General features: G+C 59.2%; 25 protein-coding genes and 2 pseudogenes. 15 read left to right on the forward strand and 12 right to left on the reverse strand.

What is annotated here, in order from left to right:
- The first annotated feature begins 80 nt into the window (after positions 1–80).
- The 3 genes from GUY40_RS05170 to GUY40_RS05180 all read left to right on the forward strand — a co-directional run bounded on the left by GUY40_RS05170 (position 81) and on the right by GUY40_RS05180 (position 3,751).
- A complete protein-coding gene (locus GUY40_RS05170) occupies positions 81–365 on the forward strand; it encodes a hypothetical protein (protein ID WP_166567871.1) in 285 nt (94 codons plus the stop codon).
- Between the two features lie 127 nt (positions 366–492).
- Positions 493–738 carry a TIGR02647 family protein gene (locus GUY40_RS05175; protein ID WP_166567872.1) on the forward strand — a complete coding sequence of 82 codons (246 nt, stop codon included), beginning with the start codon at positions 493–495 and terminating at the stop codon, positions 736–738.
- Between the two features lie 169 nt (positions 739–907).
- Positions 908–3,751, forward strand: a complete 2,844-nt coding sequence (locus GUY40_RS05180; RefSeq protein ID WP_166567873.1) for a class I adenylate cyclase — start codon at positions 908–910, stop codon at positions 3,749–3,751.
- Positions 3,752–3,757: 6 nt separating this feature from the next.
- Here the strand turns inward: GUY40_RS05180 and rnk are convergent, their stop codons facing one another.
- The 3 genes from rnk to cyaY all read right to left on the reverse strand — a co-directional run bounded on the left by rnk (position 3,758) and on the right by cyaY (position 4,833).
- On the reverse strand, positions 3,758–4,168 hold the full coding sequence (gene rnk, locus GUY40_RS05185) for a nucleoside diphosphate kinase regulator (RefSeq protein WP_166567874.1): 411 nt from the start codon (positions 4,166–4,168) through the stop codon (positions 3,758–3,760).
- Positions 4,169–4,276: 108 nt separating this feature from the next.
- On the reverse strand, positions 4,277–4,504 hold the full coding sequence (locus tag GUY40_RS05190) for a DUF1289 domain-containing protein (protein ID WP_166567875.1): 228 nt from the start codon (positions 4,502–4,504) through the stop codon (positions 4,277–4,279).
- Positions 4,501–4,833, reverse strand: coding sequence for an iron donor protein CyaY (gene cyaY / locus GUY40_RS05195; RefSeq protein WP_166567876.1), 333 nt, complete (start codon positions 4,831–4,833; stop codon positions 4,501–4,503). The genes GUY40_RS05190 and cyaY overlap by 4 nt, the downstream gene beginning before the upstream one ends.
- 191 nt (positions 4,834–5,024) lie before the next feature.
- On the opposite strand from cyaY, the gene GUY40_RS05200 reads away from it, so the two are divergent.
- The 6 genes from GUY40_RS05200 to GUY40_RS05225 are packed head-to-tail and all read left to right on the forward strand — an operon-like array spanning position 5,025 to position 9,608.
- Entirely contained in the window at positions 5,025–5,171 is a 147-nt protein-coding gene (locus tag GUY40_RS05200; RefSeq protein WP_166567877.1) for a lipoprotein, read from the forward strand.
- Positions 5,172–5,180: 9 nt separating this feature from the next.
- Entirely contained in the window at positions 5,181–6,428 is a 1,248-nt protein-coding gene (gene lysA / locus GUY40_RS05205) for a diaminopimelate decarboxylase (RefSeq protein WP_166567878.1), read from the forward strand.
- Between the two features lie 4 nt (positions 6,429–6,432).
- On the forward strand, positions 6,433–7,263 hold the full coding sequence (dapF, locus tag GUY40_RS05210; RefSeq protein WP_166567879.1) for a diaminopimelate epimerase: 831 nt from the start codon (positions 6,433–6,435) through the stop codon (positions 7,261–7,263).
- A gap of 13 nt (positions 7,264–7,276) precedes the next feature.
- Positions 7,277–8,014, forward strand: coding sequence for a DUF484 family protein (locus GUY40_RS05215; RefSeq protein WP_166567880.1), 738 nt, complete (start codon positions 7,277–7,279; stop codon positions 8,012–8,014).
- A gap of 2 nt (positions 8,015–8,016) precedes the next feature.
- Positions 8,017–8,916, forward strand: coding sequence for a tyrosine recombinase XerC (gene xerC / locus GUY40_RS05220; RefSeq protein ID WP_166567881.1), 900 nt, complete (start codon positions 8,017–8,019; stop codon positions 8,914–8,916).
- Positions 8,913–9,608, forward strand: coding sequence for an HAD family hydrolase (locus tag GUY40_RS05225; RefSeq protein WP_166567882.1), 696 nt, complete (start codon positions 8,913–8,915; stop codon positions 9,606–9,608). Before xerC ends, GUY40_RS05225 begins: the two co-directional genes overlap by 4 nt.
- A gap of 57 nt (positions 9,609–9,665) precedes the next feature.
- On the opposite strand, the gene sutA is transcribed toward GUY40_RS05225, so the two are convergent.
- The 4 genes from sutA to glnK all read right to left on the reverse strand — a co-directional run bounded on the left by sutA (position 9,666) and on the right by glnK (position 12,447).
- Complete coding sequence (gene sutA / locus GUY40_RS05230) at positions 9,666–9,989, reverse strand: transcriptional regulator SutA (RefSeq protein WP_166567883.1); 324 nt, start codon at positions 9,987–9,989, stop codon at positions 9,666–9,668.
- Positions 9,990–10,093: 104 nt separating this feature from the next.
- The gene (locus GUY40_RS05235; RefSeq protein ID WP_166567884.1) at positions 10,094–10,519 is read right to left on the reverse strand and encodes a secondary thiamine-phosphate synthase enzyme YjbQ; all 426 of its coding nucleotides are present in this window, start codon (positions 10,517–10,519) and stop codon (positions 10,094–10,096) included.
- 215 nt (positions 10,520–10,734) lie between these two features.
- Positions 10,735–12,069, reverse strand: coding sequence for an ammonium transporter (locus GUY40_RS05240; RefSeq protein WP_166567885.1), 1,335 nt, complete (start codon positions 12,067–12,069; stop codon positions 10,735–10,737).
- A gap of 39 nt (positions 12,070–12,108) precedes the next feature.
- The gene (gene glnK / locus GUY40_RS05245) at positions 12,109–12,447 is read right to left on the reverse strand and encodes a P-II family nitrogen regulator (protein WP_002555808.1); all 339 of its coding nucleotides are present in this window, start codon (positions 12,445–12,447) and stop codon (positions 12,109–12,111) included.
- Between the two features lie 415 nt (positions 12,448–12,862).
- Here glnK and GUY40_RS05250 point away from each other — a divergent pair, with 415 nt between their 5' ends.
- The 4 genes and pseudogenes from GUY40_RS05250 to GUY40_RS05265 all read left to right on the forward strand — a co-directional run bounded on the left by GUY40_RS05250 (position 12,863) and on the right by GUY40_RS05265 (position 16,620).
- Entirely contained in the window at positions 12,863–13,123 is a 261-nt protein-coding gene (locus GUY40_RS05250; protein WP_166567886.1) for an accessory factor UbiK family protein, read from the forward strand.
- 81 nt (positions 13,124–13,204) lie between these two features.
- Complete coding sequence (locus GUY40_RS05255) at positions 13,205–14,116, forward strand: LysR family transcriptional regulator (RefSeq protein WP_166567887.1); 912 nt, start codon at positions 13,205–13,207, stop codon at positions 14,114–14,116.
- A gap of 123 nt (positions 14,117–14,239) precedes the next feature.
- A pseudogene (locus tag GUY40_RS05260) lies at positions 14,240–14,887 on the forward strand (magnesium chelatase domain-containing protein); the annotation flags it as partial.
- A 38-nt stretch (positions 14,888–14,925) separates the two neighbouring features.
- Entirely contained in the window at positions 14,926–16,620 is a 1,695-nt protein-coding gene (locus GUY40_RS05265; protein WP_166567888.1) for a recombinase family protein, read from the forward strand.
- Positions 16,621–16,848: 228 nt separating this feature from the next.
- On the opposite strand, the gene GUY40_RS05270 is transcribed toward GUY40_RS05265, so the two are convergent.
- The 5 genes from GUY40_RS05270 to GUY40_RS05290 form a co-directional block, all read right to left on the reverse strand.
- A complete protein-coding gene (locus GUY40_RS05270; RefSeq protein WP_166567990.1) occupies positions 16,849–17,463 on the reverse strand; it encodes a recombinase family protein in 615 nt (204 codons plus the stop codon).
- Positions 17,464–17,829: 366 nt separating this feature from the next.
- Positions 17,830–19,392, reverse strand: a complete 1,563-nt coding sequence (locus tag GUY40_RS05275) for a hypothetical protein (protein WP_256675647.1) — start codon at positions 19,390–19,392, stop codon at positions 17,830–17,832.
- Positions 19,393–20,002: 610 nt separating this feature from the next.
- Positions 20,003–20,518 (reverse strand): hypothetical protein, encoded by a 516-nt coding sequence (locus GUY40_RS05280; protein WP_166567889.1) that lies wholly within the window; start codon positions 20,516–20,518, stop codon positions 20,003–20,005.
- Positions 20,519–20,537: 19 nt separating this feature from the next.
- Positions 20,538–21,050, reverse strand: coding sequence for a hypothetical protein (locus tag GUY40_RS05285; protein ID WP_166567890.1), 513 nt, complete (start codon positions 21,048–21,050; stop codon positions 20,538–20,540).
- Entirely contained in the window at positions 21,047–21,295 is a 249-nt protein-coding gene (locus GUY40_RS05290) for a hypothetical protein (protein ID WP_166567891.1), read from the reverse strand. The genes GUY40_RS05285 and GUY40_RS05290 overlap by 4 nt, the downstream gene beginning before the upstream one ends.
- 788 nt (positions 21,296–22,083) lie before the next feature.
- Between GUY40_RS05290 and GUY40_RS05295 the strand changes: the two are divergent.
- Together GUY40_RS05295 and GUY40_RS05300 are read left to right on the forward strand one after the other, a co-directional pair.
- Positions 22,084–22,947 (forward strand): annotated as a pseudogene (locus GUY40_RS05295) (YifB family Mg chelatase-like AAA ATPase); the annotation flags it as partial.
- 31 nt (positions 22,948–22,978) lie between these two features.
- Positions 22,979–23,695, forward strand: a complete 717-nt coding sequence (locus GUY40_RS05300) for a carbonic anhydrase (RefSeq protein ID WP_166567892.1) — start codon at positions 22,979–22,981, stop codon at positions 23,693–23,695.
- Positions 23,696–23,743: the final 48 nt, after the last annotated feature.

The following is a 23,743-nucleotide window of genomic DNA, read 5'->3' on the forward strand; positions in this document are numbered from 1 at the left end:
CAGCAGTATGCAGCGGCTGAATACCAGCGCAGTGCCCGCGTCGGCGTGGCAAACTGAGCGCCTATTAAAAGGAGCCTGTCATGAGCGAACCCACCCCAATCGAAAACGACGAAGAAGATTTCGCCGAGGCCACCCTGACCCAGGCCATCGAGAATCAGATCGAAAGCGACAATCCGCCTGCCGCCAAGGCCACCTTCAACAAGCTGACCCTGGTGGGCTACGAGCGCGAAGACATTCTCAACCTGATGGCCCATGTGCTGGCGATCGAGATCGACGCCATGCTCGACGAAGACCGGGCCTTCAACACCGAGTGGTATGAGGCCGCATTACGTGCCCTGCCCGAACTGCCACCCGAGCAAAAGTAACTTCGGCAAAGCGCGCGGAGCATGACTACACTGCAAGAGCCCCGCTGCCGGAACATCCTCGGGGCCGCTACGCCATGCGCCTGTCGTGGGTGTGTTGCCGTCCATTTCAAGAAAGTCCGGAGTACCTATGTCGTATACCCCTGAGCTGGTTGCCGAACTGGAAATCCTTGCACTCTTCAACCTGGACAGTTCCCAGGAGGGCTTGAAGGTTCATCAGACCGCGGCGCCTCAGGCGATCGCCGCCGCCAAGCGTCTGTATGAAAAAGAACTGACCACCCAACCCGACGGTGGTTACCTCACCAGCCTGGGCCGTGACGCAGCACAAAATGCACAAACGCTTTTGACCATCCTCGGCGCCAAAGAAACCGCCTGACCCGCCCTTGCTTGGGGCTGCTGCACGGCGGCCTCAAGCTGCGCCACACAGGCGCGAACTTTTTTTGACGTCAAAAATCAAATAGCACTTAAGCCTGCCCCGACTTGCGCAGTAAACTGCCCAACGTTTGGTCATCCCCTTTGGCGGGTCCGGCCGGTACGAGTCTGATATGACGTTTACCCGTGAAATTCGCCCTGACATGGATGAGGGCATTGACCGCAAGGAACTCGGCCAACTGCGCGCGCGTTTCATGCAGCTCAATCAAGGCCGTCTGGCGCGCACGCGCGAAGGCCTGTCGACACGCCAGCAGACGGTCCTGAACCTGATCCCCCTGCTCTTCCACGCCAATCATCCGCTATTGCCCGGATATGTCTCGGGGCACACGCCGGCCGGCATCTCCAACTATGAACCTGACGCCCTGGCACTTGCTGAAGTGCAGCGCCTGAGCCGTTCGTTTTCCCACAAACCGCGCCATGACAACCCGTCGCGGCCCATTCATGGGCTGTTTCTGATGGGTAGTCTGGGCACCCTGGCCCAGGCTGAGCAAAGTGACCTGGACGTGTGGGTGTGCCATGTGCCAGACCTGGCTCCGGATGCCCTGCAGGCGTTGCGCAAGAAATGCCAGGCACTCGAAACCTGGGCCGCCAGCCAAGGCACTGAAACGCACTTTTTTCTGATCGACCCTCAGCGCTTTGCCCGCGGCGAGCGCGATGGCCAGCTTGGCCCGGATGACTGTGGGACCACCCAGCACTACCTGCTGCTCGACGAGTTCTACCGCACCGCGATCTGGCTCGCCGGGCGCACGCCCCTGTGGTGGCTAGTGCCGGCGTATGAAGAGTCGCGCTACGAGGCCTACAGCCAGGCGCTGCTGTCCAAGCGTTTTGTGGCCAGCGAAGAGGTGCTCGACCTCGGCCACCTGGCGCGCATTCCCGCCGGTGAATTCATCGGCGCCGGGCTTTGGCAGTTGTTCAAGGGTATCGAATCACCCTACAAATCCGTGCTCAAGCTGCTGCTGATCGAGGTGTATGCCAGCGAGTTCCCCCAGGTGCAGTGCTTGAGCCTGCGCTTCAAACAGTCGGTTTACGCCGACCACCTGGACCTCGACGAGCTCGACCCTTACGTGATGGTGTACCGCCGCATCGAGGAATACCTCACGGCCCGCGCCGAGCCCGAGCGCCTGGAGCTGGTACGACGCAGCCTGTACCTGAAGGTGAACAAAAAGCTCGGCAGCGTGCCGCGTCTGGGCGAGCGTGGCTGGCAGCGCCAACTGCTCGAACGGCTAGCCGGCGAATGGGGCTGGGATGAACGGCAACTGGCATTGCTGGACAGCCGTAGCCAATGGAAGGTCCGCCAGGTCGGCAGCGAACGCCGGACGGTGGTCAACGAGCTGAACTACAGCTACCGGTTTCTGCTGCGCTTCGACAGCGCCCAGAATGCTGCCAACCAGATCGACAGGCGCGACCTGAATATCCTTGGGCGGCGCCTCTACGCGGCATTCGAACGCAAGGCGGGCAAGGTCGAGTGCATCAATCCCGGCATTGCCCCGAATCTGGCCGAAGACACTGTGACGCTGCTCCAGGCTCCCATTCTCAAGGAGCCCGGCCAAACACACTGGAACCTGTACAGCGGCAACCTGACGGCACAGGAATGCGCGCACTTCGCCCCGCTCAAGCGCAGCCGAGGGTTGATCGAACTGCTGGCCTGGAGTCACTGCAACGGCGTGATCGACAGCAGCACGCGAGTGGCCCTGCACCCGGGCACCAGCGACCTGGTGGAATACGAGCTGCTCGACCTGCTCGGCAGCCTGCAGAAAACGGTCCGCCTGCCCATGGCTGCTGCCAGCGACGACGACCTGCTGCGCCCCAGCACTCCTCGGGCAGCGCTGTTGTTGATGAATGTCGGCCTCAACCCACTTAAACGCGACCCGGCGCTGGCGATCACCCGTGATCGCACAGACTCCCTGAGTTTTGGCAGCGCCCGGAAAAACCTGGCACTGACCCAGGACTTGCTGACGCTCAATAGCTGGAATGAAGTTCAGGCTCAGCGCTACGACGGCCCCCACGCGCTGCTCGATTGCCTGCGTGATTATCTCAGCGCCCTGCCAGCCGAGGCGCCCCAGCCGAGCCTGCGGGTGCGCTGCTATGGCAGCCATCGCGCTCAGCCCATCGCCCTGCGAGTCGAGCGGGTGCTATCGACGGCGCAGGCGCTGTTGGCCGAAAAGGCGCACTACCGGTATCTGCTGCAAATCGGCCAGCATTACCATGCGCTGGAACTGGAAACAGGCAATGTCCGGCATGTGCCGCTGAGCGATCTTCAGACAGTACTGGATTACCTGGGGCAGGAGCGCAGCGACTACAGCCCTGTCTACCTGGACAGCCACGCCCTGCAAGACCACGATCTGGCGATGCTGCTGCCCCAGGGCCGAACCGGCTGTATTCAGGTGTTCTACCGGGCGCAACAGGACGCCGCGCAGCTGTATGTGCTGGATGAATTCAATACGCTCTGGCAGCAGAACCTGCCATTTCACGACGAACACAGCCTGCTCGCGCCCCTGCAGCGCTTCTTCCAGTCAATCGTATTCCGGCGCGTGGCGAAAATGACCCTGAACAGCCTGCCGATAGGCGATGGTCCGCCCACACTTTATTACCAGCTGTTGGCTACTGGCAGTGCCCGGGCGCACCGGGTTGAACCTCGCCCAAGCCCGAACATCCAGGCCGACAAGCCTTTTTATGCAGTCCAGGCAATTATCGAACGGGCCGCCGCCGGGCAGCCGCACGTCACCCTGTTTTGCAATCAAAAGGAATTCAGCGAGTTTGATCATGGCGACCAGCTGTACCGCAAGGTCGCCGAGGAAATCATCGGCCAGCGCCGCGAAGCCGAACGTTACCGCTGCTATATCACCGACCTGGACCTGTCCGGGCCGCTCGGTGACGGGCCCGGCTCGACCGGCCTTTACCTGCGCTACAAGGCTGAGCTTGAGCGCGCCCTGAACCAGGTATTGGCGTTGATCTGAGTCGCCTTACAGATCGTAATCGCCAGCGGCTTCAGGCTGATATTCCACTTCCAGCAAGACCAGTTTGAGGGTCTTGCCGCCGGGTGCCGGCCAGTCGATCTGTTCACCCACCTGCAGGCCCAACAGCGCACAGCCGATGGGCGCAAGGATCGAGACCGTGCCTTCAGGGCCGGCATCCTTTGGGTATACCAGCGTCAGGTGATAGTCCTTGCCGCTGCTTTCTTCACGGCAGTGCACCCGCGAGTTCATGGTCACGACACCCGCTGGCACTTCGTCGTGCCCAACCACGTTTTCGGCGCGATCCAGCTCGGCTTGCAGGGCGGCAACACCTGGCAGATCTTCATCCAGGTCTTCGAGCAAACGCTCCAGACGTTGAACATCCAGACGCGTAAGGGTGAGAGAAGGGGCGGTGCTCATGATCCAGTCAGACTCCTTTTTTGCTGGGCGATATAAAGCAAAACCCCGCCCAAAAAGGCGGGGTTTTGACAGAAAGCTAACCGGACACTAACACAGACAGGCAAATACTCAAGCCGCCGGCGGGTTTCCTGCCGCGCGGCGTTGCTCAGCCTCCCGGCAGATCTGCCGGCGCTGCTCATCATCGGCCGAACGCCAGGCACGAATGTCTTCCACATGACGGAAACAGCCCAGGCAAACCTTGGCTTCATCCAGCCGGCACACGCTGATGCACGGCGACTTCACCGCCGGGCTGACGTTGCTGTAGAGGGGTTTGGCGGGGCGGGCGGTCACGCTCAAATCTCGTCGAAGTCGAGCTCTAAGCCCGCCTGCTCTTCAACGATACGCGCGAGCATCTCACCCAGCTGCTCGTCAGACTTCTCGCACGTCCACTTCTTGCTTTCTTCGTCGTAGTCGAAGTGGAAGCCACCGGAGCGTGCCGCCAGCCACAGCTGACGCAGGGGTTCCTGACGACTGAAGATCAGCTGGCTGCCGTTGTCGAATTTCACGGTCAGGACGCCGGCGGAATTCTCCATATCCAGGTCCAGATCGCTGTCATCGAACAGATCTTCCAATGCCTGTTGGGTGGCATCGACCAGATCGTGAAAGCGGGCTTCGGTCAAACTCATTGCAAGAACCTCGAAAAGTGACTGTTCACGCTCAAGCGCGGGAAGATACGAGGCTGGGGCGCTGAATGCAAAGATTACTGACCGGCAGGGCGGGCTCTTTGCTCCTACACCCCACAAGACAGGCTGCATAGGCAAGCCGCCGGGCGCTCGGTATACTCGGGCACAATTACTGCTTATCCAAGGATTTCGCCATGAAGCGCCTGATTTCCTCCCTTGCCGCGCTCGTCGCGGTTGCCTGCCTTGTCTCTGCCTGTGGCCAAAAAGGCCCGCTGTACCTTCCCGATGACAGCAAATCGCCCGAAGAGCAGACCCAGTCGCAATCGCACAAGCACTACTAAGGGAACACCATGGACGCTTTTGACTACCGCGACGGTACGCTGTTCGCGGAAGGTGTGGCATTGCCTTCGATCGCCGAGCGATTCGGCACGCCCACCTACGTGTATTCCCGCGCCCACATCGAAGCCCAGTACCGTGCCTATGCCGATGCCCTTGAAGGTATTGATAGCCTGGTCTGCTTCGCCGTCAAGGCCAACTCCAACCTCGCCGTGCTGAATGTCCTGGCCCGTTTGGGCGCAGGCTTCGACATCGTCTCCGGTGGCGAGCTGGAACGCGTATTGGCCGCCGGTGGTCGCCCTGACCGCATCGTCTTCTCCGGCGTGGGCAAGACCCGCGACGACATGCGCCGCGCCCTGGAAGTCGGCGTGCACTGCTTCAATATCGAGTCAACCGACGAACTCGAACGTCTGCAGGAAGTGGCCGCCGAGATGGGCAAATTCGCCCCGGTCTCGCTGCGCGTCAATCCTGACGTGGATGCCGGCACCCACCCGTACATTTCCACTGGCCTTAAAGAAAACAAGTTCGGCATCGCCATCGCCGAGGCCGAAGCGGTCTACGTGCGCGCCGCGCAGTTGCCGAACCTGGAAATCGTTGGCGTCGATTGCCACATCGGCTCGCAACTGACCACCCTCGACCCGTTCCTTGATGCCCTCGACCGTCTGCTGGACCTGGTTGATCGCCTTGGCGACTGCGGTATTTTCCTGCGCCACCTGGACCTGGGTGGTGGCGTCGGTGTGCGTTACCGCGATGAAGAGCCACCGCAAGTGGCCGACTACATCAAGGCCGTGCGCGAGCGCACCGAAGGCCGCGGCCTGGCGCTGGTGTTCGAGCCGGGCCGCTTTATCGTCGCCAATGCCGGCGTGCTGCTGACCCGCGTCGAGTACCTCAAGCACACCGAGCACAAGGACTTCGCCATCGTCGATGCAGCCATGAACGACCTGATTCGTCCTGCCCTGTACCAGGCCTGGATGGACGTCAAGGCCGTGCAGCCACGCGATGGCCAGGCACGCACCTACGATGTGGTCGGGCCGATCTGCGAGACCGGTGACTTCCTGGCCAGGGAGCGCGAACTGGCGCTGGCCGAAGGCGACTTGCTGGCCGTGCAGTCGGCAGGCGCCTATGGCTTTGTCATGAGCTCCAACTACAACACCCGTGGCCGTTGCGCCGAAGTGCTGGTCGATGGCGAACAGGCTTTTGAAGTCCGTCGCCGGGAAACCGTGGCCGAGTTGTTTGCAGGCGAAAGCCTGTTGCCGGAGTAAGCCCATGCTGCTGCGTTTTACCAAAATGCACGGGCTGGGCAATGACTTCATGGTCCTGGACCTGGTCAGCCAGCACGCGCACATCCTGCCCAAACATGCCAAGCAATGGGGCGATCGCCACACCGGCATCGGCTTCGATCAGCTACTGATCGTCGAGGCGCCGAGCAACCCGGACGTGGACTTTCGCTACCGGATCTTCAACGCCGACGGCTCGGAAGTCGAACAGTGCGGCAACGGCGCGCGCTGCTTCGCCCGCTTCGTGCTCGACAAGCGCCTGACCGCGAAAAAACTCATCCGGGTCGAGACCAAAAGCGGCATCATCGAACTGGATGTGCGTAACGACGGTCAGATCTGCGTCGACATGGGCCCACCGCGTCTGGTGCCGGAACAGATTCCGTTCCAGGCCGACGAACAAGCCCTGAGCTACGCGCTCGATGTCGACGGCCAGAGCGTTCAGCTGGCCGCTGTGTCCATGGGCAACCCGCATGCGGTGTTGCGCGTGGAAGACATCAACCAGGCACCGGTGCACGCGCTGGGGCCGAAAATCGAAAATCACCCGCGCTTTCCACAACGGGTCAATGTCGGGTTCCTCCACGTGGTCGATCGCCACCGCGCGCAATTGCGCGTCTGGGAGCGTGGCGCCGGGGAAACCCAGGCCTGCGGCACGGGTGCATGTGCAGCGGCGGTCGCGGCGATCAGCCAGGGCTGGATGGATTCGCCACTGCTGATCGATCTGCCCGGCGGGCGCTTGTCCATCGAGTGGGGCGGCCCCGGCCAGCCCGTGCTGATGACCGGCCCGGCAGTACGGGTTTACGAAGGACAGGTTCGTTTATGAGTGAGCACAGCCAATGACCGATCAGCCTCAGGCTCCAGCCGAAAAGCCCAGCGAGCAACCCTCTGAAAGCTTTACACCGGCCCTTGGGGCCGAGGCTGTCGCGGCATACCTGCGCGATCACCCCGAGTTCTTCGCCGCGCACGATGAACTGCTGCTGGAAATGCGCATCCCCCACGAGCGCGGCGACGCCGTCTCGCTGGTGGAGCGCCAGCTCAAGCTGCTGCGCGAACGCAACATCGAGATGCGCCATCGGCTGTCCCAGCTGATGGACGTCGCCCGGGACAACGACCGGCTGTTCGAGAAAACCCGTCGCCTGATCCTCGACCTGCTCGATGCGACCAGCCTGGAAGACGTGGTGATTTCGGTCGAAGACAGCCTGCGCCAGGAATTCCAGGTGCCCTTTGTCAGCCTGATTCTGTTCAGCGACATTGCCACCCCGGTCGGCCGCTGGGTCAACAGCTCCGAAGCGCAGCAAGCCATCGGCGGCCTGCTGTCGGGCGGCAAGACCGTCAGCGGCATCCTGCGTGACCACGAGCTGGAGTTCCTGTTCGGTGAAGAACAACGCAAGCAAGTCGGCTCCACCGCCGTTGTCGCACTGAGCCATCAAGGCCTGCACGGCGTGCTGGCGATCGGCAGCCGCGACCCGCAACACTACAAGAGCTCGGTAGGCACCCTGTTCCTCAGCTATATCGCCGAAGTCCTGGCGCGCATCGTGCCGCGCTTCACCACCACGCTGCGCCCGGTACGCTGAGCATGCACACCCATCTGGACGCTTACTGCACTCATTTGCGCAGCGAGCGCCAGGTCTCGCCCCACACCTTGCAGGCTTATCGCCGCGACCTGGACACCGTCCTTGCCTACTGCCTCAAAGAACAGGTTTCAAGCTGGGGCGCGCTGGACATCCAGCACCTGCGCCGCCTGGTTGCCCGCCTGCATCAACAGGGCAAATCCTCTCGCAGCCTCGCTCGGCTGCTCTCGGCAGTACGCGGTTTTTATCGCTATCTGAACCGTGAAGGTATCTGCAGCCACGATCCGGCGAACGGCCTGTCACCGCCCAAGGGTGAGCGCAAGCTGCCCAAGACACTGGACACCGACCGAGCCTTGCAGCTGCTCGAAGGCGCTGTCGAGGATGACTTCCTCGCTCGCCGCGACCAGGCCATTCTCGAGCTGTTCTACTCCTCTGGCTTGCGGCTGTCCGAGCTGACCAGCCTGAATCTGGAGCACCTGGACCTGGCCAACGGGTTGGTGCAAGTGCTCGGCAAGGGCAGCAAGACCCGCGTACTGCCGGTTGGCCGCAAGGCGCGCGAAGCCCTGGAGCTATGGCTGGACATGCGCCTGATGAGCAACCCGATCGAAGATGCCGTGTTCGTCAGCCAGAAAGGCCGTCGACTGGGGCCGCGCGCCATTCAGGTACGCGTGAAAGCGGCTGGCGAGCGCGAACTGGGCCAGCATTTGCACCCGCATATGCTGCGGCATTCGTTCGCCAGTCACGTGCTGGAGTCTTCCCAGGACTTGCGCGCCGTGCAGGAAATGCTCGGCCATGCCGACATCGCCACCACCCAGATCTACACCCACCTCGACTTCCAGCACCTGGCCACGGTGTACGATAGCGCCCACCCACGCGCCAAACGCAGCAAGAGCAGCGACTCATGACCATCAAGCTGATCACGTTCGACCTCGACGACACCCTTTGGGACACCGCGCCGGTGATTGTCAGCGCCGAGGCCACCCTGCGCGACTGGCTGGCCCAGCACGCCAGCAAACTCGGCCCGGTGCCCGTCGAGCACCTCTACACCATCCGCGAACGGCTGGTGCAGGCCGAGCCCGGCCTCAAGCACCGCATCAGCGCCCTGCGCCGCCAGGTGTTGTTCCATGCCCTGGAAGACGCCGGCTACGGCCATGACGAAGCCCGCGAGATGGCCGACACCGCCTTTGAGGTGTTTCTGCATGCCCGCCATCAGATCGAGGTGTTCCCCGAGGTCCAGCCGCTGCTGGAAGTCCTCTGCCAGCACTACACCCTCGGCGTGCTGACCAATGGCAACGCCGATGTGCGCCGCCTGGGCCTGGCCGACTACTTCAAGTTCACCCTGTGTGCCGAAGACTTGGGCATCGGCAAACCCGACCCTCGCCCCTTCATTGAAGCCTTGCGTCGCGGTGGCGCCGACGCCCGCCATGCCGTGCACATTGGCGACCATCCCGGCGACGACATCGCCGGCGCCCAGCAAGCGGGCTTGCGGGCCATCTGGTTCAACCCTCAGGGCAAGGCCTGGGAAGCGGACAACCAGCCCGACGCCGAGATCCGCAGCCTGACCGAGCTCCCCGCACTGCTCAAGCGCTGGGCCTGAATCGCGGACATGAAAAAGCCCGCAGCGACGGCGGGCTTTTTCAAACAGCGCGGGCAATCAGATAGGGCGGCTGCCGTATTTGTTGTCAGGCTTTTTGGGTGGGTCGGCCACCACATTGGCCTCGACTTCTTGCACCTTGCCGCCACGTGCCAGGAATTCTTCCATGGCACGGGCAAGCGCATCGCGCTCTTTGTTCTTGGCTTCTACGCTGGGCAGCTCGTCGATCGAGACCGCAGCTTTAGCCTTGCCCTTTGCAGTGGGGACAGGCACATCACTGCTGTCGTCATCCGCGACCTCTTCAGCGGCAGCTTCAAGACCTTCTTCGGTGTCGTCCTCGTCACCTACTTCCAGGTCGTCGTTTTCCAGATCGTCGTCGCTCATGTTCAACCTCATGACTTTCGAAAAGCAGATTAGTGATAGCCCAGCCATGCCCTTCTTATAGAAGGTCGTCAGGGAAAATTCAAAGTCCGCTGCCAGGCAGCGGCTCAAGCACCCTCGCCGTACAAGGTGGCGAGGACCTTGCGAGCACCGCCATGATCGCGGTGCTCGCCCAAATAGACACCTTGCCAGCTACCTAACGCCAATCGACCTGCCGACACCGGCAGGCTTAATTGACAGCCTAGCAAACTGGCCTTGAAGTGTGCGGGCAGGTCATCCTCGCCTTCGTCGTTGTGTTCGTAACCGGTCGATCCTTGTGGGACCAGCCGGTTGAAAAACCGTTCGAAGTCACGACGCACCGCCGGATCGGCGTTCTCGTTGATAGTCAGCGACGCCGAAGTATGCTGCAGCCACAAATGCAGCAGGCCAATGCGACAGTCACGCAACTGAGGCAGGCCGGCGAGCAACTCGTCGGTTACCAGATGAAAGCCCCGGGGCCGAGCCCGCAGGGTGATCAGGGTCTGCTGCCACATACCATTCTCCACACCTTCGGCGCGCATTCTAGCGCGCTCTGGGAAAAAGCAAAGGCCTAATAAACACTCGTTGTTGTAAGTCTTTGACCTACCTTCACGGCGCGTTGTGACACGCTGGAAAACGTCGATGAAAAATCGTTTGCGCGTAAGCGAACTGACAAATTACAGACAAAAAAATGCCCGGCGAACCGGGCAATTTTTTTTGCGGCGACGGCTTACAGGTTGTAGCCGCGCTCGTTGTGTTGCGCCAGGTCAAGCCCGACAGATTCTTCCTCTTCGTTGACCCGCAGGCCCATGACCACGTCCAGCACTTTGAGGATGATGTAGGTCACGACTGCGGTGTAGATCACCGTGAAGCCGACGCCTTTGCACTGAATCCAGACTTGCGCGGCGATGTCTTCAACGGTGCCGAAGCCGCCCAGCGCAGGGGCTGCGAACACACCGGTGAGGATCGCGCCGACGATACCGCCGATACCGTGCACGCCGAAGGCGTCCAGGGAGTCGTCGTAGCCCATCTTGCGCTTGAGGCTGGTGGCGCAGAAGTAGCAGATCACACCGGCCACCAGGCCGATCACCAGGGCGCCCATCGGGCCCACGGTGCCTGCCGCCGGAGTAATGGCTACCAGGCCTGCGACCACGCCGGAGGCGATGCCCAGTGCGCTTGGCTTACCGTGCGTCAGCCACTCGGCGAACATCCAGCCCAGCGCAGCCGCAGCGGTGGCAATCTGGGTGACCAGCATGGCCATGCCGGCAGTGCCGTTGGCGGCCGCGGCGGAACCTGCGTTGAAGCCGAACCAGCCGATCCACAGCATGGCCGCGCCCATCAGGGTGTAACCAAGGTTGTGCGGTGCCATTGGGGTGGTCGGGAAGCCTTTGCGCTTGCCCAATACCAGGCACGCCACCAGGCCTGCGATACCGGCGTTGATGTGCACCACGGTGCCGCCGGCGAAGTCCAGCACACCCCAGTCCCACATCAGGCCGCCGTTACCGCTCCAGACCATGTGAGCGATAGGGGCGTAGACCAGGGTGAACCAGATGGCCATGAAGATCAGCATCGCGGAGAACTTCATCCGCTCGGCGAAGGCACCGACGATCAGCGCCGGGGTGATGATCGCGAAAGTCATCTGGAAGGTAATGAACACGGCTTCCGGGAACAACGCGGTGGCCGAGGTCAGGCTGGCTGGCGTCACACCGGCGAGGAATGCCTTGGAGAAGCCGCCAATGAAAGAGTTGAAGTTAACGACGCCCTGTTCCATGCCAGTGGTGTCGAAAGCAATGCTGTAGCCGTAGATAACCCACAGCACACTGATCAGGCCGGTAATCGCGAAGCACTGCATCATCACCGACAGAATGTTCTTGGAACGGACCATGCCACCGTAGAAAAGGGCGAGGCCGGGGATGGTCATGAACAGCACCAACGCCGTCGAAGTCAGCATCCAGGCAGTGTCGCCGGAGTTGAGTACAGGGGCTGCCGCCTCTTCTGCCAGGGCCATGCCTGGCATTACGAGGGACAAAAGGGCTCCTAGCCCTGCGAAACGACGCAGAGTCATGTTGTTATCTCCTGGGGCGTTGGGTTTGGGGCTGTTTTTTTAGATCGCGTCGGTATCGGTTTCGCCGGTACGGATACGGATTGCCTGTTCCAGATTGACCACGAAAATCTTGCCGTCACCGATCTTGCCGGTGTTGGCGGCCTTGGTGATCGCTTCGATGACCCGATCCAGATCCTTGTCGTCGATGGCGACATCGATCTTCACTTTGGGCAGGAAATCGACCACGTACTCCGCGCCGCGATACAGCTCGGTGTGTCCTTTCTGCCGACCGAAGCCTTTGACTTCAGTGACGGTAATGCCCTGCACGCCGATTTCAGACAGCGACTCGCGCACGTCGTCCAACTTGAACGGCTTGATGATGGCAGTGACTAGCTTCATGAAACTCTCTCCCGAATTGGTGGACTTGCCCCAGGAAAACAAACCCAGCTCAAGTCTAAGCGCAGTATCTGGCTTTGTAACGCTTCGTCGACCTTGCATCCCCTGGCCGACACCAGAAACCGCATGACGAAACACATCTCGCTCCGCCTGCGCACTGCATCGTCACAGCGACTGCATCAGTGCATGGGTCAATGTTCGTATAAGCAGAAACCTTGCCAGCTACGCCAATCTCTTGAATTTCAGGAACTTGCCTACAAAAAGCCATGGTTACCGATGGTCGGGGTAGCATTGACGCACAACGACGGTGCGCACCTCATCGTAGCAGTGCTCGAAAATTGTGCGTCCTTCACGCCTCCGGGAACCGAAAAAAGGCGTGGTACACTCGGCCCATTCTTGATATCCGGAACTCTTGCCCATGCTCGCTCCCAAAGCCTTTCTCGATGCCCTGAGTGATCAAGCCTCTCGGCTGTTCAGCAGCGACACCTCGCAGCCTCGCAACGAACTCGAAAGCCAATTCAAGGCACTGCTGCAAAGCGGCTTCAGCAAGCTTGAGCTGGTCAGCCGTGAAGAGTTCGACAGTCAGATGGTGGTCCTGGCCCGCACTCGCGCGCGACTGGAAAGCCTGGAAGCCAAAGTGGCTGAACTGGAAGCGCGCCTGAACGGCACGGCCGAGTAAGCACCGCTCTGCAAATGCTGGACGGCGCTATCGGCGCCTTCCTACACTGCCTTGGCGTAATGGGCGAAAAGGCAGGTAGGGATGAACCGCAATGAACTGCGCAAGGCCGACATCAATCTGATGGTGGTCTTCGAAACGCTGATGCAGGAGCGCAACGTGACGCGTGCCGCCGAGAAGCTGTTTCTCGGCCAGCCGACCATCAGTTCGGCGCTCAATCGCCTGCGCAGCATGTTCAACGACCCGCTGTTCATTCGCGTCGGCCACCGCATGGAGCCGACCGCCCGCGCCGAAGAAATCATCCGCCATCTATCGCCGGCGCTGGACGCCATGTCCATCGCCCTGAGCCTGACCCACGACTTCGACCCTGCCCAAAGCACCATGAGCTTTCGTATCGGCCTGTCCGACGACGTCGAATTCGGCCTGCTGCCGCCTACCTTGCGCGCCTTGCGCCAGGAAGCACCCAACGTGACCTTCGTCATCCAGCACGTGGACTACTGGCGCATCCCCGACCTGCTCGCCAGCGGCGACATCACCGTCGGCATCAGCCAGACCCGCGGCCTGCCGGCCAACGCCAAGCGCAAACTGCTGCGGCGCATCCAGCCCCGCGTGCTGCGCGCCGACGCCTCCGACCGGCCCCTGACCCTGGACGAATACTGTGCCCGCCCGCACGTGCAGGTGTCCCACACCGCCAACACCACCGGCGTGGTTGATGAGTGGTTGCAGGAGATTGGCCGCAAGCGGCACGTGGTGCTTTCTGTTCCGCAGTTCAGTGCCTTGCCCGCTTTGCTGGCCGGCACTGATTTGTTGGCGGGGTTGCCGGATTACACGGCGGATGCCATGGCGGCAACGGGGTTGGTGTTCACCGAACCGTTGCCGTTTGATACGCCGGTGCTGGATCTGTCGATGGTGTGGTTGAGCATTCTGGACACCGATCCGGCGGAGCGGTGGCTGCGGTCGCGGCTGGAGGCGCTGATGAGTGATCGGCGGCGGTGATATCGTTGGCGTCAGGACGCTTGCGTAACAAGCAGTCGCACATACCTCACCCCACTCCTCCCTCATCCGCTCTATCTTTACCCCCGCCGCAGGAAGCGGCTCACGGTCACTCATGGAGCATTCATGTCCCTCGCCATCGTCCACAGCCGCGCACAGGTCGGCGTGGTGGCCCCGGCTGTCACTGTCGAGGCGCATCTGGCCAACGGCTTGCCCTCGCTGACGCTGGTCGGTTTGCCTGAAACCACCGTCAAGGAAAGCAAGGACCGGGTGCGCAGCGCGATTCTCAATTCCCGCCTGGAGTTTCCCGCCCGCCGCATCACCCTCAATCTCGCCCCCGCTGATCTGCCCAAGGACGGCGGCCGTTTCGACCTGGCCATCGCACTGGGGATTCTCGCGGCCAACGGGCAGATGCCTGCGGCTGCACTGAATGATGTGGAGTGCCTGGGGGAGTTGGCGCTTTCCGGGGCGTTGCGGTCGGTTCAGGGGGTGTTGCCAGCGGCCCTGGCCGCGCGGGATGCAGGTCGTAGCCTGATCGTGCCGAAGGCGAATGCCGAGGAAGCGTGCCTGGCGTCGGGGCTCAAGGTGTTTGCGGTGGACCATTTGCTGGAGCTTGTCGCGCATTTCAATGCTCAGCCAGAACTCAGCCCCTACCAGGCCAACGGCCTGCTGCTGGTGAGCAAGCCTTACCCTGATCTAAGCGAGGTGCAGGGCCAGTTGGCGGCCAAGCGCGCCCTACTGGTGGCGGCCGCCGGGGCCCATAACCTGCTATTGTTATAGTCTATTGCACCAATATTGAGGACAGCCCGCCGATGGCCAAGGCTTACAGCTACATCAGATTCAGCAGCCCTGAGCAAGCCCGAGGGGACAGTCACCGTAGGCAGCGCAAAATGGCAGAGGATTACTGCCGAGATCACGGGCTTGAGCTGGCCAAGGCCAAGGAATACACCTTCTTCGATGAGGGTAGATCTGCCTACACGGGGGAACATGTGGGCGATGAGGGACAGCTTAAGCGCTTCTTCGATCTGGTGGATAAAGGCGCTATCGAACCCGGATCGTTCTTACTGGTGGAATCGCTCGACCGGTTGTCACGAGACAAAGTAATGGTGGCCCTGAACCAATTTACCGGCCTGCTCCAAAAGGGTATTAGGATCGTCACCCTCACAGACAAGCGCGTCTATTCCGGGGACTCCACCAACATTGCGATGGAGTTAATCGTCTCCATCACAGTGATGATGCGAGCACACGAAGAGAGTGCCACCAAGGGGAAGCGTGTCCGTGAAGCGTGGCAGAACAAAAGAAACCTTGCGCGATCAGATAAGAAGCCACTCGGTAACGCCTGCCCCTACTGGCTTGAGCTGGCAGGTGGCGCCTACCAGCAGATTCCAGAACGGGTAGGAGTAATCCGGCGAATCTTCGAAATGACGATCTTGGGCTATGGGCAAGCGCTGATAGCGAAACGACTGAATGAAGATGATGTTCCAGTCTTCGGCAGTGTCGGTGAGAACAAGCGGAATAAGAACGGAGCTTGGGGGAAAAGCTCCGTGGCGAAGATTCTGGATAACCGGGCCGTACTGGGCGAATACCAGCCGATGCATCTGCTCGACCGTATTCGGACCAACGATGGTGAAGTTGTCGAAGGATTTTACCCAGCAATCATAGCGCCGGACGTCTTCCTTCGGGCGAAAGCGGCAAGAGCACAACGACGAACGAGCAAAGCAACTAAGCAATCCAGGACGTTCAACATCTGGCAAGGAATCACCAAGTGTCGCCTGTGCGGCCAAGCAATGCACCTCATCAACAAAGGTCAGCCCCCCAAAGGTTATACCTACCTCCAGTGTTACGGGACAAAGAAAGGCCGCTGCCGAAACGGCAGCATTCGAGTTGAGCAAACTGAAGTGGTGTTCAAGGAAGTGTTGGCAAAGGTTGACAGCCTTTCTCTGGTGCAGGGCAGGAGCGCGGAGATTTTAGCGAACCTTGAAGTCGTCACGGGCAGGCTGGGTGAGGTGTCCGCGAAGCTGGAAAGGGCAAACGCGGCGTTCAAGGCCTTTCAATCTATATCTGCGGCCCAGCTCCTTCAAACTCTAGAGAGAGAAAAGGAACTTTATCAATCTGAACGCGAAACGCTACGACAGCAACTCGCATCGAGCCAAGTGATTTCCAAGGAAGATTTCTTCAACCAACTTGATCTCGTCTCCTTCGAGGGGCGTGCAGCGGCTAACAGCTTGTTGAAGCGACTTGAGATCACCATCTATTTTCGACGATTCAACACAAGCGACTTCCAATGCTGGGTGCTGGACCACTCGGGAGAGGCGGAATCAGAGGATGATGAACGGATGCTGTTCAGTATCAAGTACACCGACGGCGATATAACCCGGCAGGCCCTTGATGACGACATTTGGGCAAGGCAGGTCCAGCAGGGCGAGCTTGATGAAGACCAAGTGGCACGCGAACAAGAGGAAGGTACCGGCTGGCAGTGGTTTGGTGGAAAGCTACGGTCGTCCTGAAGGCACTTTTCAAATCCGCACGCGCCCCCAACTTTTCAAAACGCCATGGCCGTCCGCGCAATATCGGGCCTTCGCCCAGCGCGGAATATCAAGAGGGGCATTCTGGTAAACGGCTGGAACTGGACACTATGGAGGGCGGGACTTGATGCCGAATAACTCCTGTAAGCCGCATAGGGCGGCAAATCCAGCAATATCGTGGGTGTGATGCTCAGGTGGCTCTACAGGAGCTTACTGCGATAGGTTCTTCTTGATGCGGTAAACAGTAGCGATACCAACGTCAGCCAGCTTGGCAATCTCTTCCATGGTGTTCCCGTTCCGCGTCAGCAGGTCTTCAACCGTGTCCCACTTCTTCTGATCGCGCCCCTTGCCACCTACCTGCTCGCCACGGGCACGCTTCTTCTCCAGACCTTGCTTGATGCGCTCTACCCGCTTCTCTTGGTCCAGACGGGCCATCGTTGCCATCAGGTCGATAAGCATATTGTTGATCACGTCCATGATCTGCCCCGTGATCCCTTCTGCCCCAACCAACATATGGCTGGTGGGTAAGTCGGCGACTACCAGACGCAATCCTTTGGACTGGATAACGCCCTTGAGGTGTGCCCAATCGGTTTGAGAGAGGCGACTGAGGCGGTCTACAGACTCCACCAGCAGCACGTCACCAGCAGCGGCTGTGTCTAGCAGGCGGGACAATTCAGGGCGCTCCAACTTCGTCCCTGAGATGTTCTCGGAGTAAGTGCCTGCAACCTCCAGACTCTTTTCTTGGGCGAAGGCCAGTAGAGCGTCCTTGGCACGGTCAGCGTCCTGCTCATCAGTGGAGGCGCGGAGGTAGAGGTGAGCCTTGATCATGGGGATTATCCTTTGTCTTGTTTTGCGATAGTCGAATGATAACCTATCTTTTAGCTGTGTTTCAACTGGTGATTGATAGGTTAATAGGGTCGCCTATCGGCTTCTCATTTATGTATACACAAATGATAGTTGTAGCGCCCTGATTGCTGTCTGGGCCTTGGGAAAGCCCGGTTAGCACGTGGGGTTGCGTGCGCTCTCACTGAGAACCTGCGGCTGTGGCTGGATTTTGCGTGTGTGGCGCGCTCTGCTTGACCCCACCTGCGGCGAAGTGCCCGGAAATAGGGCGTTTGGCGGATCTGGTAGCGCGGGGGCTGTAACCGAGGCCCCCATGGGCATTAGATACTTGATTGCTTCCCCATTGCTTCAGGCAGCCAGTGGCAGGCTTGCGTCTCCTTGTGGCGCCAGCAGCTCAGCAATCACTGGTGGGAACTCCAGATATGCTGGGTAGCCCTTGAAGCCCCATGCTGGGTAAACCTTGCCCTTGACCTCTCGCCGGAACTGTCTCATGTACACACGGCGCCCCTTCTCGATGGCTGTATGCAGGCTCTCCAGTACACCGCCGCGCGCCGCTTCAACCTGTTCACTGGTGCATAGCCCAACGTGTAATAGCGCCTGCCATACCGGCTCTGCATCGGCGTATAGGCCCTCGATGAACTTCTCCCAGGAGCCGAACGCCTTGAACCGCCAATCATCAGGAGCCTGCACCGTCGGAACCAGTGTGGCCACGTCTAGCCGCTTCAACAGGCGAGCCCGTAAGAGTCCCTGCGGGATGTCTGCACCAGCTAGAGCATGGAAACAATGCTCGGTAAGGTTCTTTACTAGGAACTCCCGGTCTGCATCGATCAGTTGGTGAGTTGGCTTGCTCCAAGGCCGCTGCCAGTTCAAATAGAAGTGAGACAGTGGTTTCCACTCAACATCACCCAGCGGCAAGAAGCTCTTGTGGGCTAAGCCCTGCTGGTCGTCCATCTGCGCGATGAACATTCCGAGTACTCGCACCAGACTCAACATAAACCGGCAGTTGTCCCGCTGGCGCTCTGATGGAGAAGTGTTTGCCATCCGCTCTAGTTCATCAGCGTATACACAGAGAGTGGCACGGGCAGCGCGCTCTGACTGGTGCTTGGATACTGAATCCTTCCCCCGCTGGTGTGCGTCCATTGCCTCTAGCGTCTCAAGTTGAAGAGACTCAAGCTCTGTCTTGGTGTAGCGCTGATCCAGCTCTTGTACGGCTGTCCCCTTCTGCTGCTTGTTGTATATACGCTGAGCCAAGCTATTCACTTGATTCATTACGATAGCATCAGACTGGGAAAGGTATTCGGTGAACTCTTTGCCCAGAAACTTGCGGATCTTCTTGGCAACCTGTTCATTGGTGGCCTGCTTGGATACCTGCCACTCTGGCTTTAACTTGCTGGCTGGAACCTTCAGGCCAGCATCGGTGGAAACCAGCTTGTTCCCGTACGTCTGGTTCGTGTGGCCGTCACCAATAAACAAATTGATAGGGTGCAATGCTCCTACTGAGCCATCTGTGCCTTTATGGGCCTGTATGTGGCAGCGGTGGAATGTAGACTTCTTTTCATCCTGACCCCAACCGTTGCACATGTAACTGGTGTTATGTAAGGACTTCAGTTCGAACAGGGAGGCTGTAGTCTGGCCTAACAAGATGCCTAATGTACCCGCGTCTCTACAACGATCAATGACCCAGAGTCCGTGAGTACTCTTGTACCAGCGGATAAGTTGGGCCTCGATGCGAGATACCTTCTTCTCTGCTTTCTTGGCGGCTCTAGCCTCAGCTTGCCTACAGGCATCTTTGCAGAAGCGTTTACTCTTGTCTGTCTGCTCCCGCTTACCCTTGTAGGGATCTTTGCAGCAGTAGCAGGTGTAATCATATTCAGTAGACTTGGCCTTCTTGGCCTTGGTGTTCGTTAACATTCGTTCCACTCTTTAGGGAATCAAGCCGCATGGCAGCTTCTTCAATCAGTTGTTCAACCATTCGGGTTGGGTTCTTTACGCCTGTGTGTTCCATCAAGCTGAGCAGCTTGGATTGATGGTCAGGCCGGTACACTGAAACTCTCATGTTTGTTCCTCTCTGCATAAGGGGTTTTCACTGGAAATAGGCATATTGGATTGGGCTGAAGCCCTTATGCCATGCGGGTTTGATCAATTAAGGCGGTCACTATTCTATACCACCTCGGCCCCTTCAAACCCTTGCCCCGGACAGCACGATACCGACGAAATCAGTTGGCCAATTGGCTTGATTGTCGGGAGCGGTTGTTCGGGGATGTGGGGCAATCAGCTCTATGCGAGCTGGAGAGACAGTAATCGTACTGTACTTCCTACAGTCGTCAAGAGGGGGCAGGTCACTTTGGTGAAGATTCTTCTGCTCGCACAGCGGTCACGTAACAGGTGGCCATGTATTCCAGAAAGTCCCGGACAGGCATCTGGTGCTTCCGGGCGTGATAACAGAGGGTGTGGAAGTTCTCATCCGAGAGACGCACTGACAGTGATCGCTGGTGAGCGTTGGATTGCTGTTTGTCCTTACTCACGCTGCTACCTCGGGCTTGTGATATGCAGCCAATAGGTCGGCTAGGGCCTTTTTCTCTTCAGTCGCCTGAACCTTTGCAGCAGCTTCTGCGGCCTTTGCAGCAGCTTCCCGCGCGCGGCGGGCAATCGTAATCTCCATCTGGCGGGCAGTTTCAGCGACATTGCGTTGGTAACGTGACTCCGCGTACTCAGCCTTTGCCAGTTCGGCCACTTTAGGAAGCTCGGCGGCGATCATCTCATCTGGTTTACGCAAGATGCAGCTGAAATATAAATCCCGAGCATTAGCCTTGATGATCGTGTAACCCTCTTTGAGAACATCCTGCAATTCGATCAGAGACATTTCCAGCGGCTTGTGCCTGCTCCAATCAATGTTGGCGGCAAGTCCACGGAAGTGCAGACCTTTGCTCTCGGAGTGATACCGTGCTTCTCCCTTCTCAATCAAGGCTTGTAACTCTGCATCATCGTGCTTGAAGAATTCAGCTACTGTTCTGCCGTATTCGTGTTTAGTTGTCATTTATGTTATTCCTTGTGAGTTACTTGTACTTGCGTGTTTTAATCTGCTGGATAAGGCTCTGACGGGCCTTGTCGTCGCTAGGGGATGGGTTGGTATTGCTGGCGTTACTGGCAGCCTTGGCGGGCCTTGTAGCGGGGTTGGCTAGCTTATTCTGACGGGCTTCTAGTAGTGCCTCTAACTCTGCACGGGAGACGCCTCGCTTTGCAGCTTCTGACTCCATGAACAAGTCCAGCTCAGCCTTAACTTTAACTACCTTAACTTTAGCCGCTGCTTGAGCTTGAGCGGCCTTGGCAACGGCTGCCTGTGCTGCCTTGATCTTTGACTCTTGTTTCAACTTCCTAAAGTCGAGCAAGTCACTGAGAGTTGTAATCATCCCGGCTGGGAGAACATGGTCCTCTAATGAGTTAAGGTAGTTGAGTTCAGTCTCTGTCACTTCAACGAAGTCGTAGCTGGCTGATTCCCGTGGATGATGTACAAGCCCCATGATGGCGCCGTTGCTCTTATCAACTTCCAGATAGATGCGGTCAGTCATTGTGGTTGCAACTCCTTTCTATCGCCAACAGTCTGAAAACGGCGATCAGCATTAATGTACCGTCTAAAGATTTTCAACTCTGAGAGCAGTGGTTTGATGTTTGGCCACACTTTCCGCCAAGAATTGAAGAAAATCCAATCGTCGTCCAGCTCGCGCAGATAGTGGAAGTTTACTGGGTCAAGCTTTCCTCCAGTTAGCTGAGTAATCTCGCCAGTGGAAGGATTAATTTCGTGGTAGAAGTTCATGCTGCTGTAGTCTCTTGTGGGGATGGTTGTTGTGCTTCCTGAGCAAGGAACTCTTTCTCAAGTTGCTCGGGAGTTGCTTTGCTGTTGCTTGCTCTCCAATTGCGAGTCTGGCAAACATGGCTGCACCAGCGGGATCTGTGAGAGCGGCTGTAGTAAGTACTTCCGCAGTGATCACAGGCTTTTCTTTTCAATGGGTAACGCTTCGACATAGTTGTCTCCGAGTGTGTAGATGCTTATCGAACGCCAAAGAAAACCCGCAAATCCATGTAGGACTTCGGGGAAGTTAGCGTTCAGGTTGTTCGCACTAGGGTAGTGCGGGGATGCTGCAATGCAGCAAATCTAGAAATTAGTGGCCGTTATCGCTGCACCTACGGCGGAGGTTACTTTGAGATGCAAGGTCCAATATGCCAAAGCCTTGATCATCCAGTACAGCTGTCTTCTTGCAGAACTTGCCGATCTTCTGCTCTTGGACCGACAACAACGGATATGCAACACAATTGGAAAGGAAGGGTCCGGACTATGTTGCAGCAGTTGGGGAAACTTGGAAGGGGAGTTGCACTTGGTAGTGCTGGGGGAAGTTGTACTTATTCAGAGTACCTATTCTACACACTTTATTGGTTTTGTCAAGCACTTTCAGAGTGTAAAGTCAAGACTTTTGTGATGAGCGGTAGTTTCTTGCTGCGTTCCTGCGTGAAATCTGTAGCACTCAGGCCCACGCGGACGGCCACATTTCAACGTAGAGCGCGGCGTACAAGCTAGGGAGATTGTTTGAATTTGGTGGATAGGTACACAACCTGCTTTTCAGTGGCCCACCCGGTACCGGCAAGACACTGCTTGCCAGCCGCCTGCCCGGCCTGCTGCCACCGCTGGACGAGCGCGAGGCGCTTGAGGTGGCGGCGATTCATTCGGTGGCCAGCCATGTACCCCTCGACAGCTGGCCACAACGGCCCTTTCGTCACCCCCACCATTCTGCTTCGGGTGCCGCACTGGTCGGCGGCGGCAGCCGTCCGCAGCCCGGGGAAATCACGCTCGCCCATCACGGTGTGCTTTTTCTGGATGAGTTGCCTGAGTTCGATCGCAAGGTGCTGGAAGTACTACGCGAGCCGCTGGAGTCTGGGGAAATCGTGATTGCCAGGGCACGGGACAAGGTTCGCTTCCCGGCCCGCTTTCAGCTGGTGGCCGCGATGAATCCCTGCCCTTGCGGCTATCTGGGCGATGCCACCAGCCGCTGTCGTTGTGGCAGCGATCAGATCCAGCGCTACCGCAACAAGCTCTCCGGTCCCTTGCTCGACCGCATCGACCTGCACCTGACCGTTGCCCGTGAAGCCACCGCCCTGAGCCCACCCACCGTGAGCGGTGACACCAGCGCCAACGCCGCCGCGCTGGTGGCCGAAGCCCGCGCTCGCCAGCACCAGCGCCAAGGCTGCGCCAATGCCTTCCTCGACCTGCCCGGCCTGCGCGCCCACTGCAGGCTCAGCCCCGAAGACGAGAAATGGCTGGAAACCGCCTGCGAGCGGCTGACCCTGTCACTGCGGGCGGCGCACCGGCTGTTGAAGGTCGCACGCACGCTCGCGGATCTTGAACATTGTGAAGCCATTGCCCGCGGTCATCTGGCCGAAGCGTTGCAGTACCGCCCCACCAGCCAGCAGTAAGCCGGCCGATTTTTCCAACAAGGACGTTCAAATGTGCAATCGCCACACCCCGTCGAAGGAATCGACACCCCTCTCCCGTCGCCTGTTCCTCCAGTTGACCGGCATCACAACACTGGCCACCGCCCTGCCAACGTGGGCCGCTGCGCCAAAACCCCAAAACATTCTGAATCCTGACGAAGCGCTGGAGCGCCTTCTGGAAGGTAACGCCCGCTACCGCGCCGGGTTGACCAGGCGTTTTGACTTTCACGCCGAGCGCAGTGCCTTGAGCCTGGGGCAGAACCCGTTCGCCGCCATCCTCAGTTGTGCGGACTCGCGGGTCGCCCCGGAATACGCCTTCGATACGGCTCGCGGCGATGTGTTCGTGGTACGGGTGGCGGGCAATTTCCTGACGCCTGAAAGCCTCGGCAGCCTCGAATATGCCGTGATGGTGCTGGGCACGCCGCTGCTGATGGTGCTCGGCCATGACCGCTGCGGGGCTGTGGCGGCGGCGGTAAAAGCGGTCCAGGACGGGACCCGGTTCGAGGGGCAGATTCAGCTGTTGGCCGACCGGCTCACGCCTGCCGTAAAGCATTCGATGGCGGTGCCCGGCGATCTGCTCGATAACGCCATTGCTCAAAATGTGCGCGATACGCTCAGGCAACTTCAGGAGCAGTCACCGCTGTTGGCCAAGGCCGTGGCCAAAGGCAGCTTGAAGATGGTCGCAGGCATTTACCGGCTTGAAGACGGCCATGTGGACCTCCTGCAATAGCTGCCAACAGTCAGGCTCGATAACGCTATTCTCCCTGTCAGGGCCACC

Source organism: Pseudomonas sp. R5(2019) (assembly GCF_009905435.1).
In the GTDB taxonomy this organism is placed as follows: Bacteria; Pseudomonadota; Gammaproteobacteria; order Pseudomonadales; family Pseudomonadaceae; genus Aquipseudomonas.